This window comes from Mesorhizobium sp. WSM4312 (assembly GCF_002294875.1).
Taxonomy (GTDB): Bacteria; Pseudomonadota; Alphaproteobacteria; order Rhizobiales; family Rhizobiaceae; genus Mesorhizobium.
This window is the reverse complement of the sequence record NZ_NSFU01000004.1, coordinates 209,304-222,190: the sequence shown is the minus strand read 5'-3', so window position 1 is coordinate 222,190 and position 12,887 is coordinate 209,304. Positions and strand designations below refer to the sequence as shown.

Below are 12,887 nucleotides of genomic sequence, written 5' to 3'. Positions count from 1 at the left end.
TCAATAGACCGCGGATTGCGGCAACACGAACGGCATATTGCCGGCAGGCAGCACGCCGACCCTGAGCCGGCAATCGAATACTTTTTCGATCAGATCATCACTCAGCACATCGTGTGGCGAACCGGTGGCCGCGAGCCGACCACGATGCATGACGAAGATCCGGTCGGCATACATGGCCGTCAGATTGAGGTCGTGCAGAATGGCGACCACGCCGCCGCCCCTTCTGGCGAAGTCGCGGGCGATGTCCATGATGATCAGCTGATGCTTGATGTCGAGGCTGGAAACCGGCTCGTCGAGAAAGAGATAGCGCGGCTTGCCGTCGAGCACCGGCGCCCAGACCTGGCACAGCACGCGCGCCAGCTGGACGCGCTGCTGCTCGCCGCCCGAAAGCGCCTGATAGAAACGCCCGCCAAAACCGTCGAGGTCGACACGCGCCAGCGCCCGCTCCGGCAGCCGCGCATCCTCGCCCGGCAAGGCACCCGAGCGCCCGCCGACGAGGCCGAGCTTGACCACCTCGCGCACCGTGAACGGGAAGGACAGCGTCGTCGCCTGCGGCAGCACCGCACGATGCACCGCACTCTCGGCCAGCTTCATCGACGAAAGATTTCGGCCGTTGAGGGCGACGTGCCCGGTATAGGCGAGTTCGCCCGACAACGCCTTCAGGAAGGTCGTCTTGCCCGAACCGTTGGGGCCGACGATCGCCGCTATTTCGCCAGGCCGCGTGTCGAAATCGACACCACGGATTATGCGCTTGCCGGCGATATCAACGGAAACATCCCTTGCCTCGATCATCAAAGCCTCACAGGTCCCAGGTCTCGCCGAACTCACGTCTCACAGATCGATCACGCCGCGCTTGCGCAGCAGGATCCACAGGAAGAACGGCGCGCCCGCGATCGCGGTGACGATGCCGATCGGCAATTCGGCTGGCGCCACAATGGTGCGCGCAACGGCATCGGCCAACAGCAGCAGCGAGGCGCCAAGCAGCGCCGACGCCGGCAAGAGATAGCGGTTGTCCGGACCGATCAGCAGGCGCAGCAGATGCGGCACGACGATGCCGACGAAGCCGATGCCGCCGCTGACCGCGACGGAGGCACCGACCGCAGCCGACACGCCGATGATCGCTGTGTATTTCAGCCGCTGCACCGGTAAGCCGAGATGGCCGGCGGTCGCCTCGCCCAGCGCCAGCGCGTTGAGGCCGCGCGCCAGGAAAGGCATCGCCGCCAGCGCCAGTATGATGATCGGTCCGACGGAACCGATCTTCGCCCATGTCGCGCCACCAAGCGATCCGAGTGACCAGAACGTCAGGTCGCGCAGTTGGCGATCGTCGGCCATGAAGATGAGGATGCCGGTCAACGCCATGGCAAGGGCTGCCAGCGCGATGCCGGCGAGCAGCATGGTGGCGACCGAGGTTTGGCCACGTCGCGTCGCGACCTGATAAAGCACCAGGGTCGAGGCAAGGCCGCCGAAGAAGGCCGCCAGCGGCAGCGCAAGCGTGCCGAGCAAGGTGGTCAACGGCGCCAGCACCGTGGTGCCAAGCGCGATGATGGCCACGGCGCCGAGGCTGGAGCCGGCGGAAACGCCGATCAGGCCGGGGTCGGCCAGCGGATTGCGGAACAGCCCCTGCATGACGGCGCCCGAGACCGCGAGCGCCGCGCCGACCAGCATGCCGAGGATGATGCGCGGCAAACGGATGTCGTAGATGATCAGGCTGTCACGGGCGCTCAGCGCCACGTCGCTCGGAATGGCGCCAAGCAGCCATTCCTTGAGGACGCTGACAGCCGAAGCATCCGATGCCCCTGACGTGAGCGACAAAAGCATGGTGGCCGCGAGCCCTAGGCACAGCAACAGGATGACGATGCGGGCGCGGCCCGAGCGGTCGCCCTCGGATGCATTCGCCATCACCTTCACCGGGCCGGCGATCGATTGATCGACCATGATCCGCCCGCTCAGCCCTTGACCTGCGCGCCATAGAGCGAGACGGCGAGGTCGTGAATGGCGTCGGCGGTGCGCGGCCCGAAGCCGAGCAGATAGCCGCCATCGATGCGGATCAGCTTGCGCGCGGTTCCGGCCGGCGTCGAGGCGATCGACGGGTTGCCGAACAATTCGTCGTCCGACACCGGTGGCCCGGCATTGCTCATCATCAGGATCACGTCAGGCCTGGCGGTGATGATTGCCTCGTCGGACATCTGCTTGTAGCCGGAGAAACCGTCGACGGCGTTGACCCCGCCCGCCAGCTTGACCATGCCGTCGGCCGCGGTCTCGGCGCCGGCGGCCAGGATCTTGCCGCCCTGTATCGACAGCACGAACAGGATGCGCTTGCGCTCCTTGATCGAGGCCGTCTGTTTTTCGGCGGCCGTCAGCTTGGCATCGAGTTCCTTGGCCAGCACCTCGGCCTTGGCATCGACGCCAAGCGCCTTGCCGACGATGCGGACCTTCTCGAGGATGCCCTCGTGGCTATAATGTTCGGGCACTTCGATGAAGGGGATGCTGGTTTTCTTCAGCACGTCGACGGCCTCCCTGGGGCCGCTGCCGTGCAGCGCCAGGATGCCGGTCGGATTGACCGACAATACGCCTTCCGGCGACAGGGCGCGCATATAACCGACATCGGGCAAGGCAAGCGCCGCTTTCGGATAATTGCTGGTGGAATCGCGCGCCACCAGGCGTTTCTCCTCGCCAAGCGCATAGACGATTTCGGTGATCGAACCACCTATGGCGGCGATCTTCGACGGATCGGAGAAGACCGAGACGCCCTCGGCGGCGCCAGCCGGCTGCAGCGCGGCAAGAGAAAGGCCGACGATCGGCGCAAGCATCGATAGGCGCATGGCCGGCAGGTTCGGGAAAAACCGCATCACACTGTTCCTCACGCTGCCGTCGGGCTCGGGATACGCGGCAGGTTCTCGGCCAGGAATCGCCAATCGTCGCGCTCGCTTTCGCCTTCATGGCGCTTGCCGAAGAATTGGATGATCATCTCGCCGTCAGCGGCATAGACCTCGAGCGAGGTGACATGGCCATCCGTGGTCGGCTTGCGCACCGCCCAGACTTCATGGATGTGGTCCGTGCGCAGGTGCAGGTGGAAGGTCTCGTCGAGAACGTTGATCCACGGTCCCATCGGCTTGATCGCCTTGACCGGTCCGGAATGGATCTGGATGCAGCCGCGGTTGCCGACGAAGCACATGATCGGCATCTCGCCTTCGGCGGCGTGATGAAACATGGCGCGGACCGCGTCATTGTCGAGCAGCCAGGCATAGTCCGTTCCGACCATGCGCACCGCCTGACGGCGGCTGAGCTTGAGCGTTTTCAGCATGCCGAAGAACTGGTGCACGTCGGTCAGCCGGCTCCAGCGGTCGCGCAGATCGTTAGGGTTGGCGGCGGTCGCCCCGGCCTCGGTCTGATCGTCAGAGACTTGGCCTGCAATATCGACCGTCGGTTCCTGGTTGGACGATTTCAGCGAAGCGACCAGCTTCTGGTAGGCATAGAGGCTGGAGGCCGGACGCAGATGAACCTTGTGCACCGCCTCGCCCGCCGCATCGAAGAACTGCAGGCTGCGGCGGATCTCGTCGCCCTCGCGTTTCTCCACGGCAAAGCCATGCGCCCAGACCTTCGGGAAGATGCGCAGGTTGATGTTCTCGCCAAGCACCATGGCATTGTGGTTGCCGGTGACGACCTTGTCATAAACGCCGATCTTTTCGTGCACGGCGCTTTCGTTGCGGGTCAGCGCCATCACCTCGCCGACCGCCTCGAGACCGGTCAAGAGGTCGTTGACGCGCGGTTCGATGCGAACGACGCCGTCGCCGCAATGCGCGGCGACCAACTCGGCTTCCGAAATGCCGAGTTGGGCGGCCAGGTCACGCTCGCGCGTTTTCGGGTTTTCTGTCCGTGCCCGCCGGATTTCGTGCGGGGCGGGTTTTACGCGCTGGTCCATGTCTCGTCCCTGCTGCCTAGAGCAATTCCAGGAAAAGTGTGAAAACGGTTTTCCGTCCGGAATTGCGTTAAAACAAAGAGATAGAGTGGTTCGGCGTTTCCGTGAAACGGTGAACCGCTCTAGCCTTACTTGTTGAGAATGAGCTTGCCCTGCCGGGTGATCTTCAGCCGGTAGAGCGCGCCATGATGCTCGATGCCGATCTCGTGCTCGCCCTGGAACAGCGTGTTGCTGGAGAGCGTTCGCACCGCCAGCGGGATCCGATCAAAGCGCGCGGGGGCATCATCGGAACGGCGGACGCGATAGCGAAAATCGTTGGGATTGTGCGTGTTCATCTGGGTCGATCCCTTTCCTGTGCCGGGCATCTGGCTAGGCGTTGCGAAATTGCCGATTCATTTCTTGACTTGAATAATCATGTTTATTAGTCAGTGCAATACCGGAGTAAACGAGTCAACATTTAAGACGCCGGACGCGATGAAAAATGCCAGCAAGCCCCGGGCCAGCCAGCATGAAACCTGGAATCTGGAGTTGGGGCATGGGGTTTTTGAACTGGGAATTGCGCGGCCGGTCGACGGCAAGCGGTGTCGCGGCTTTATTGGCGAGCGTGGCGGCGATCGCCTTGTCCGCGCCACCGGTGCATGCCCAACAGGCAACGCAGCCGGCGGGCGAGCGGACGGATAAGTCGAAGCAGGCTGACCAGGAAAAAGCCGCCCCCGCGGGCGCGACGCTGCTCGACAAGATTTTGGTTATCAGCCGTACCGGCGAAACGGCTATCGAATCACTGGCCTCGGCAAGCCATGTCGACCAGGAACAACTCGCCCGCCGCATGGCGACGACGCCGAACGAGATGCTGTTGGGTGTGCCCGGCGTCGCGACACAGGCCGACGCCAGGCGCGTCAGCACCAGCATCAACATTCGCGGCCTGCAGGATTTCGGCCGCGTCGCGGTCATTGTGGACGGCGCGCGCCAGGATTTCCAGCGTTCAGACCATGGCACCCAGTCGACCTTTTACATCGACCCCGAGCTCGTCAAATCCGTCGATGTGATCCGCGGTCCGGTCGCCAACACCTATGGTTCGGGCGCCATCGGCGGCGTCGTCTTCTTCGACACCAAGGACGCCGCGGACTTCCTCAAGCCGGAGGAAACATGGGGCGCTTCGGTAACCGGACGCTATGAGAGCAACGGCAAGGGCTGGACCACCAGTGCCACCGGCGCCTACCGTTTCAACGAGAACTGGGACGCGCTCGGCAACATCGTCTACCGCAACTACGGCAACTACAAGGATGGCGACGGCGACACCGTCAACGGCACCGGCTTCGACGTCCTGAGCGGCCTGCTCAAGACCAGCATACGGCCGACGGAGAACAGCGAGTTGAAGCTGGGCTGGGTCGGCTCAAGCGACAGCTGGGACGAAACCAGCGGCGGCGTGCCGGTCAACGATGTCGACCTGAAGTCGAACACTTTCACCGCCCGTTACAACATCACGGATGAGGACAAGAGCTGGCTCGATCTCCACATCAACACCTCCTACAACAAGACCAATCTCGACCTGACCAGCCTCGTTCCGCAAAAACGGTTTGATCCCGTAACGGGTCTTCCCACTATTCTGCCGGCGGGGTCGCAATCGACTTTCGACGTCGGCACCACGGGTATCGACATCTGGAACACATCGCGCTTCGAAACAGGCGGGATCGCCCACGAATTGACCTATGGCGGCGACTGGGTCGGCGACAATGTGAAGACCGGCGGTACGGCCGGCGGCGACAGTTTCTACACGCCTTCGGGCAAGCGCAACGTGTCCGGCGCCTATGTCCAGGACAAGCTCACCTGGGACTGGCTCGAGGTCATCGCCGGGCTGCGCTACGACAATTACGGCATCAAGGACAGCACGCGCGAGACATCGGGCGACCGGCTGTCGCCGCGCATCACCGTCGGCGTCTCGCCGTTCGAGACCGCCGGACTAGCCGGCCTGCAATTCTACGGTACCTACGCCGAAGGCTATCGCTCGCCGTCGCTGACGGAAACGCTGATCAGCGGCAACCATCCGGCCGGCGTCACCTTCCCGTTCCTGCCCAATCCCAATCTGCGGCCCGAGACCGGCAAGACGACGGAATTCGGCATCAACTACAAGCAGAACGACATCTTCGAACCCGGCGACGCGCTTCGCGTCAAGGCGGCCTACTTCCACAACAATGTCGACGATTACATCGATGGCGTGACCCTGTCGCCGTTCGCTCCAGGCAGCGGCTGCCCGTTCGGGCCTGGCATTCCGATCTGCTTCCAGTATCAGAATTTCGCCCAGGCCAAGATCGACGGCTTTGAACTGGAAGGCGTCTACGACGCCGGCTGGGGCTATGCCGGGCTTTCGGCCTCGATCACCAATGGCCACACCATTTCCTACAAGGGTGTAGAAGCCGATCTCGCCACCATCCCCTCCTCGCAGGTCACCGCGCAGCTGGGGCTGCGCTTCCTCGAGGACAAGCTGACCGTTGGTGGTGAGGTCCAGTACAACGGCAAACCAAAGGGCAACGCGGTGGCCGAGGACTATACGCTGGTCAATGCCTTCGCCAGCTATCAGGCGACCGACAATCTGAAGGTCGATTTCCGCGCCGACAATCTGTTCGACGTCAAATACGCCAACCCACTGAACGGCAGCACGACGGTTGCGGTCTATGAGCCGGGCATAACGCTGAAACTGGCGGCAACCATGCGGTTTGGAGGCTGATGGCATGACAAGCTTGACGACATCGCTTCGTCTGCTGACCTCGACGCTGGCGATGTCGCTTGCGATGGTTCCGGCGCGGGCTGAAGGGTCCGCGCCGGCCCCCGCGCTGACCCTGGAGCTCAATGCCGCGCAGCCTTCCGACAAGGGCTGCCGGCTGACCTTCCTGGTCAACAACAATCTCGGTGCCGACCTCTCCAAGGCGGCGTTCGAGATTGCGCTGTTCAATGAGGCCGGCATCGTCGACCGGCTGACCGTGCTCGATTTCAAGGATCTGCCGGCTGGCAAGACCGAGGTGACCCGCTTTGATCTCGCCGGCACCGACTGCACCAAGGTCAGCCGCGTGCTGATCAACAGCGCGACCGAATGCGCAGGCGCGGGCGTCGAACCCGCCGCCTGCATGCACAAGCTGAAGACGGACACCAAGACCGGCATCGCTTTCGGCGTCTGAGAATGGCGTTGGGACTGCATCCCGAATTCACGCGAGACACCATGGCCTGGTCGCTGGCTGGCCATGGATCAGTGACGCCACGGGCAAACGATCTTGATTTGACTTTTGCCCGCCGGCCGCTGCAATTTCCGGCCCGCGAGATGCAGGAAATCAGCCCCCTCCCCGACGCTGGCAACGAGCTGGCGATAGCGCCGGCAGAGCCGTTTGCAGTCGCGCGGCCGGTGGCCCGATGGCCCGTTGCCATAGTCGTCTCCGGCCTGCTTCACGCCGCTGTCGCGGCATTCTTTCTGATCTCGCCCGCCGGCACATTCGATTTCCCGAATGCGGAGCAACCGGAAGGCAGCGATCACACAGGCGACAAGGTGGCAGGCAGCGCCCTGGACAAGGATCCGGCGGCGATCAATGTCACGCTGGAGCCGAAACCGCAGCCGACCAAGCCGGAGCCGGCGGTCAGACCGGTGCCGTCGACAAAACCCTCGCAGCCTGAGCAGCAAACCGTGAAGCGAGCTTCTCAGCCCACACAGGAACCAGCCGAACCGCTTCCCAAACCTTTGCCGGAAGTTGTCAAACAGCCAGCAGTCACGCCGGACATACTGGTGGCGGCGACCCCGCGCCCTGACAACCAGAGTGTGGCTGCCAGGACCGAAACACCGGCACAGCCGAGCGTCCAGGCCGAGAGCGCTGAGATGCCTGTCGCCGTTCCGGACCAACCGCCGATCCCCAGCACTCGGCCCACTCCGGCGATCGCTCCTTCAAAGGCAGCGGACGAGAAGCGCGGCACGGCAGACGGCCAGGACCGGCTGGCGCAGGCCGCCAGCAAGGGCAAAAGGCAGAACGAGGCAGGCTCCGACGCTGAATCCAGCTACCGAAGCGACGTCATCGGCAAACTTGGCCGCGTGTATCGAGCAGTGCCGCCTTCGTTGCAAGCGACGGCGCGCACCAACACCGTTGTCACCTTCGTCATCGGCAGGCAGGGCAACATCGATGAGCTGCGTGTCGTCGAAAGCTCGGGCTCGGCAACTTTCGACCAGATCGTGCTTGGTTTCGTTCGCAAGGCGGCCCCTTTCCCTCCGATCCCGGCAAAGGTTGGCAACAGTCTGGAATTCACCGGCGCGATCGGTCCGTTCTGAGAGCCGACGCCTCGCCGCATCCTTCAATCGCAGCAGTCCACCAATTCAGAAAGGAACGCCATGTACATCGCCATGAACCGCTTCAAGGTGCAGAACGGCTCGGAAGCCGATTTCGAAGCGGTGTGGAAGAACCGCGATTCCAGCCTTGCCGAGATGAAGGGTTTTCGGGAATTCCATCTGCTGCGCGGCCCGGTGAACGAGACCGAAGGCTACACGCTGTTTGCCTCGCACACGGTGTGGGCGAGCCAGGACGATTTCGTCGCCTGGACCAGGTCGGAGAATTTTCGCGCCGCGCACAGGAATGTCGGCACGACGAAGGTCCACTATCTCGGCCATCCGCAATTCGAGGGTTTTTCGGTCGTCGAAGGCGCCTGAGGATGGGCTGAACTAGGCCGCAGCTAGCAGGCTGGCATTGCCGCCCGCGGCCGTGGTGTCGACGCAGACCGCACGCTCATGCGCATAGGCCGCCGGGTTGAGCACCTCGCTGACCAGCGGGACGATCGGACCCGTTCTGTCAGCGATGACCTTGCGCACGATGCGCGCCGCCTCCGGTGTGCCTGAGAAAGCGACGACATCGACGCGCAGCGAACGCGCTTCGACCGGATCGGGGCGGCCATCTATTGCCGCCAGCGGCAAGCCCTTGCCGGTCAACGCCGACAATGCAGCCGGCGCCCCAGGCGCCACGGCCAGCACCGCATTGCCGGCGGCGAGCGCCTGGATCGTCTGGGCCAGCAGCGTCTCGGCATCCGGCCCCAGGCACAGCACCCGCCCGCGCGGCGACAGCGACAGCGTGTTGGCCTCGCCCGTCGGTCCGGGCAGGTCGACCTGGCCGAAATCGATGCCAGCGGCGGCGCCGATGGCGGCCGCGCCCTTGCCGCGCAGATGCTTCCTCAGGATGGCGATCCGGTCCGGGCGCGTCGACCAGCCGCCAAGGGTCGGATCGGGTAGATTGTCTGCCAGTTCGGTCGCCGTCACCTTGTGGCCATCGCCAACTGCCGTACCGGCTTCCGGCCCCTTGCGGAAGCGGCGCAGATAATGCGGCCCGCCGGCCTTTGGACCGGTGCCGGACAAGCCCTCGCCGCCAAAGGGTTGCGAACCGACGACGGCGCCGATCTGGTTGCGGTTGACGTAGATGTTGCCGGCATGGATACCGTCGACAAAATGCTGGACGCGACCTTCGATGCGGGTGTGCAGGCCGAAGGTCAGGCCGTAGCCCTTGCGGTTGATGGCGGCGATGACAGCATCGATCTCATCGGCGTCGAAGCTGGCGACATGCAGCACCGGCCCGAACACCTCACGGTCCATCTCCTCGATGCCCTTGACCCGGAAGACATGCGGCGCGACGAAGCGCCCGTCCTTCGGCGCCTCGAGCTTGGCGATCAGCCGGCCCTCTAGACCCTTCTTGACGCAATAGTCGCGGATCGACGCCTGCGCCTCATCGTCGATGACCGGCCCGACATCGGTCGAAATCCGCCAGGGATCACCGATGTTGAGCGCCTCCATGGCGCCTTTCAGCATCTCCAGCATCTTCTTCTCGACGTCCTTCTGGACATAGAGCACGCGCAGCGCCGAGCAGCGCTGACCCGCACTCTGGAAAGCCGAGGCCAGGATATCGCGCACCGCCTGCTCGGGCAGCGCGGTGGAATCGACGATCATCGCGTTCAAACCGCCGGTCTCTGCGATCAGCATGGCGTCGGGAGCCGCGGTCTCTGCCAGCTGTTTTTCGATCAGCTTGGCGACATCGGTCGACCCGGTGAAGCAGACGCCGGCAATGCGCGGGTCAGCGGTCAGCGGCGCGCCCACCGATGGACCGTCGCCCGGCAACAGCTGGATAATGTCTTCCGGCACACCGGCCTCGCGCAGCAACTCGACGGCGCGGAAAGCGATCAGTGGCGTCTGTTCGGCCGGCTTGGCGATGACCGAATTGCCGGTAACAAGTGCTGCCGCGATCTGGCCAGTGAAGATCGCCAGCGGGAAATTCCACGGCGAAATGCAGACGATGGCGCCACGCGCCTGCGTGCCCGCCTCGGCATTGGCTGCCTCGGCGGCGTAGTAGCGCAGGAAATCGACGGCCTCGCGCACTTCCGCCACGCCGTCGGCCAGCGATTTGCCGGCCTCGCGGGTGGCAAGCGCGAAGAACTCGACCGCATTGGCCTCATAGAGGTCGGCGGCGCGGTTGAGGATGGCGGCGCGTTCGGCAACGGGGCGCTTTGCCCAGGCCGGCTGCGCTTCCACAGCGATGCGCACGGCGATCGTGACCTGCTTGGCAGCGGCCTCGTGAACCGTTCCGACCACTTCATCGGGCTTGGCCGGATTGACGACCGGGCGTGGCTTGCCATAACCGGCAGCCCGCGTGATCGGCTTGGCGTGCCAGCGGTCCGGCCCGGCGAACGCCGCCCTGGCTTTGTCGATGGCCGCCAGCGTCACCGTGTCGGTGATGTCGAATCCCCTTGAATTGCGGCGGCCCGCGCCAAAAATCTGCGACGGCCTGGCAATCGCCGGATTGGCGGCGGGGCCTTGGCTTTCGACCGTTTCGAGCGGATCGCGCGCGATGTCTTCCGGCTCGACATCCTCGTCGGTCAGTTGGTGCACGAAGGAGGAGTTGGCGCCGTTTTCCAGCAGGCGACGCACCAGATAGGCCAGCAGGTCCGAATGCGCGCCGACCGGCGCATAGATGCGGCAGCGCGCGCCTTCGGCCTGGCGCACGGTCTCGTGCAGGGCCTCGCCCATGCCATGCAGGCGCTGGAACTCAAAGGAATCGCGGTTCGTGGCCATCGACAGGATGGCGGCGACGGTGTGGGCGTTGTGGGTCCCGAATTGCGGATAGATGCGGTCGGTCATGCCAAGCAATTTCTTCGCGCAAGCCATGTAGGAGACGTCGGTGTTGGCCTTGCGGGTGAAGACGGGATAGCCGGCCAGTCCGAGCGTCTGCGCCCGCTTGATCTCGGTGTCCCAATAAGCGCCCTTGACCAGCCGCACCATGATGGTGCGATCGTATTTCCTGGCCAGTGCATAGAGCCAGTCGATGACGAAGGCCGCGCGCGGCCCATATGCTTGCACCACCACGCCAAAGCCGTTCCAGCCGGCGAGTTCCGGCTCGGCCAGCACGCGCTCGATGACATCGAGCGACAGATCGAGGCGGTCGGCCTCCTCGGCGTCGATGTTGAGGCCCATGCGCGAATGTCTGGCCGCAAGCGCCAGCGACAGCAGCCGCTCGGCCATGACAGGCAGCATCGCGTCCTTCTGCGCCACCTCGTAGCGTGGGTGCAGTGCCGAGAGCTTCACCGAGATGCCGTGGTTCTGCCTGATGTCAGGTCCGTTGGAACCGCTATCGAGCGAGGAAATCGCGGCGGCATAGGCCTTATGGTAGCGCAGTGCATCGGCCTCGGTGCGGGCCGCCTCGCCCAGCATGTCGAAGGAATAGAGGTAGCCCTTCTGGGTCATCTGCCGGCCGCGCTTGACGGCTTCCGCGATGGTGCGGCCGAGCACGAACTGTTCGCCCATCTCGCGCATGGCGGCGGCCACCGCCTTGCGGATGACCGGCTCGCCCAGCCTGCGCACCATCGAGCGCAGCGTGCCTTCGATGCCGCCCTCGCCCTCGTCCAGCACGCGGCCGGTCAGCATCAGCGCCCAGGTCGAGGCATTGACGAAGATCGAGCTCGAACCGCCGGAATGCGCCGACCAGTCATGCGGCGCGATCTTGTCGGCGATCAGATCGTCCATCGTCTCGGTGTCGGGCACCCGCAGCAGCGCCTCGGCCAGGCACATCAGCGCCACGCCCTCCTTGGTGGAAAGGCCGTAGGCGGAAAGGAAAACTTCCATCAGCCGGGGATCGGAGGAGCCGCGCACCGCCCGCACCAGATCGGCCGCCCGCGCCGAGATCGCATCGCGATCCGCAGCCGAAAGCCCTGTCGCCTCGGCCAGCCGCTTCACGGCCTCGTCTTCGTCGGGAAGATAATTGGCACGGATCTGCTGGCGGATGGTGTCGAGCGGCATGGCGGGTCCCGTAGAGCGAGCATCAGGGAGCGGGCCGGTTGTCACCGGACCGAATGGCGCAAGCTAGCACAGGCGCGGATTCCAGTCGGTCCAAAGAAATCGACAGGACAGACCGATCGATCTATCATTGTGTCAATTCCTCAGAGTTTGGGCTGTAATTTTTATGACAGAAGACCAATTGGACCGCATCGACCGCAACATCCTGTCGGCGCTGGCCAGCAATGGCCGCCTTTCCATGTCGGAACTCGCGGCCAAGGTCGGTCTCTCCAAGACACCGGTGCAGGCGCGGGTCAAGCGGCTGGAGAAGGACGGCTACATCAGGGGCTACCAGGCGATCATCGACCGTGAGCGCATGGGCGAAGGCCATGTCGCCTTCGTCCAGGTGAAATTGTCCGATACCCGTTCCGCCGCGCTCGACGCTTTCAATCGCTCGGTGCAGGCGGTGCCGGAGATCGAGCAGTGCCACATGATGGCGTCGAGCTTCGATTACCTGCTGAAGGTCCGCACCCGGGACATCGCCGCCTACCGCCGCGTATTGGGTGAACGCATCTCGGCGCTCCCCCACGTCGCCCAGACCTCGACCTTCGTGGCGATGGAGACGGTGAAGGATCGCTGACCATGATCCCGAAAAGTGGATGCCGGTTTTCGGACAAGATCATGGTCAAACAA

General features: G+C 64.1%; 11 protein-coding genes. 5 read left to right on the top strand and 6 right to left on the bottom strand.

Annotated elements, in window-relative coordinates; all coding sequences use genetic code 11:
* From CK228_RS08125 to hemP, 5 genes are all read right to left on the bottom strand, one after another.
* Window positions 1-792: a heme ABC transporter ATP-binding protein gene (locus tag CK228_RS08125; RefSeq protein ID WP_095787473.1), complete on the bottom strand. Its 792-nt coding sequence runs from the start codon at window positions 790-792 to the stop codon at window positions 1-3.
* A 39-nt stretch (window positions 793-831) separates the two neighbouring features.
* The gene (locus CK228_RS08120; protein WP_095787472.1) at window positions 832-1,935 is read right to left on the bottom strand and encodes an iron ABC transporter permease; all 1,104 of its coding nucleotides are present in this window, start codon (window positions 1,933-1,935) and stop codon (window positions 832-834) included.
* Between the two features lie 11 nt (window positions 1,936-1,946).
* Window positions 1,947-2,849 (bottom strand): hemin ABC transporter substrate-binding protein, encoded by a 903-nt coding sequence (locus CK228_RS08115; RefSeq protein WP_095787471.1) that lies wholly within the window; start codon window positions 2,847-2,849, stop codon window positions 1,947-1,949.
* 11 nt (window positions 2,850-2,860) lie between these two features.
* Entirely contained in the window at window positions 2,861-3,922 is a 1,062-nt protein-coding gene (locus CK228_RS08110; RefSeq protein ID WP_095787470.1) for a hemin-degrading factor, read from the bottom strand.
* Window positions 3,923-4,047: 125 nt separating this feature from the next.
* Entirely contained in the window at window positions 4,048-4,254 is a 207-nt protein-coding gene (gene hemP, locus CK228_RS08105) for a hemin uptake protein HemP (protein WP_095773103.1), read from the bottom strand.
* 200 nt (window positions 4,255-4,454) lie between these two features.
* Between hemP and CK228_RS08100 the strand changes: the two genes are divergently transcribed.
* Genes CK228_RS08100 through CK228_RS08085 form a run of 4 tightly spaced genes read left to right on the top strand, consistent with a single transcriptional unit; the run spans window position 4,455 to window position 8,597 of the window.
* Complete coding sequence (locus CK228_RS08100; protein ID WP_095787469.1) at window positions 4,455-6,644, top strand: TonB-dependent hemoglobin/transferrin/lactoferrin family receptor; 2,190 nt, start codon at window positions 4,455-4,457, stop codon at window positions 6,642-6,644.
* A gap of 4 nt (window positions 6,645-6,648) precedes the next feature.
* Complete coding sequence (locus CK228_RS08095) at window positions 6,649-7,092, top strand: hypothetical protein (protein WP_095787468.1); 444 nt, start codon at window positions 6,649-6,651, stop codon at window positions 7,090-7,092.
* Window positions 7,008-8,222 carry an energy transducer TonB gene (locus tag CK228_RS08090; protein ID WP_348629232.1) on the top strand — a complete coding sequence of 405 codons (1,215 nt, stop codon included), beginning with the start codon at window positions 7,008-7,010 and terminating at the stop codon, window positions 8,220-8,222. The genes CK228_RS08095 and CK228_RS08090 overlap by 85 nt, the downstream gene beginning before the upstream one ends.
* Before the next feature lie 60 nt (window positions 8,223-8,282).
* Window positions 8,283-8,597: an antibiotic biosynthesis monooxygenase gene (locus CK228_RS08085; protein WP_095772901.1), complete on the top strand. Its 315-nt coding sequence runs from the start codon at window positions 8,283-8,285 to the stop codon at window positions 8,595-8,597.
* Between the two features lie 12 nt (window positions 8,598-8,609).
* On the opposite strand, the gene putA is transcribed toward CK228_RS08085, so the two are convergent.
* Complete coding sequence (gene putA / locus CK228_RS08080) at window positions 8,610-12,218, bottom strand: bifunctional proline dehydrogenase/L-glutamate gamma-semialdehyde dehydrogenase PutA (protein ID WP_095787467.1); 3,609 nt, start codon at window positions 12,216-12,218, stop codon at window positions 8,610-8,612.
* Between the two features lie 163 nt (window positions 12,219-12,381).
* Here putA and CK228_RS08075 point away from each other — a divergent pair, with 163 nt between their 5' ends.
* Window positions 12,382-12,834 carry an Lrp/AsnC ligand binding domain-containing protein gene (locus CK228_RS08075; protein WP_064988817.1) on the top strand — a complete coding sequence of 151 codons (453 nt, stop codon included), beginning with the start codon at window positions 12,382-12,384 and terminating at the stop codon, window positions 12,832-12,834.
* Window positions 12,835-12,887 lie beyond the last annotated feature (53 nt).

Excerpts from the sequence above, each read along its gene's own strand:
- CK228_RS08125 (WP_095787473.1), bottom strand. The coding sequence starts at position 792 with ATGATCGAGGCAAGGGATGTTTCCGTTGATATCGCCGGCAAGCGCATA.
- CK228_RS08120 (WP_095787472.1), bottom strand. The coding sequence starts at position 1,935 with ATGGTCGATCAATCGATCGCCGGCCCGGTGAAGGTGATGGCGAATGCA.
- CK228_RS08115 (WP_095787471.1), bottom strand. The coding sequence starts at position 2,849 with ATGCGGTTTTTCCCGAACCTGCCGGCCATGCGCCTATCGATGCTTGCG.
- CK228_RS08110 (WP_095787470.1), bottom strand. The coding sequence starts at position 3,922 with ATGGACCAGCGCGTAAAACCCGCCCCGCACGAAATCCGGCGGGCACGG.
- hemP (WP_095773103.1), bottom strand. The coding sequence starts at position 4,254 with ATGAACACGCACAATCCCAACGATTTTCGCTATCGCGTCCGCCGTTCC.
- CK228_RS08100 (WP_095787469.1), top strand. The coding sequence starts at position 4,455 with ATGGGGTTTTTGAACTGGGAATTGCGCGGCCGGTCGACGGCAAGCGGT.
- CK228_RS08095 (WP_095787468.1), top strand. The coding sequence starts at position 6,649 with ATGACAAGCTTGACGACATCGCTTCGTCTGCTGACCTCGACGCTGGCG.
- CK228_RS08090 (WP_348629232.1), top strand. The coding sequence starts at position 7,008 with ATGCGCAGGCGCGGGCGTCGAACCCGCCGCCTGCATGCACAAGCTGAA.
- CK228_RS08085 (WP_095772901.1), top strand. The coding sequence starts at position 8,283 with ATGTACATCGCCATGAACCGCTTCAAGGTGCAGAACGGCTCGGAAGCC.
- putA (WP_095787467.1), bottom strand. The coding sequence starts at position 12,218 with ATGCCGCTCGACACCATCCGCCAGCAGATCCGTGCCAATTATCTTCCC.
- CK228_RS08075 (WP_064988817.1), top strand. The coding sequence starts at position 12,382 with ATGACAGAAGACCAATTGGACCGCATCGACCGCAACATCCTGTCGGCG.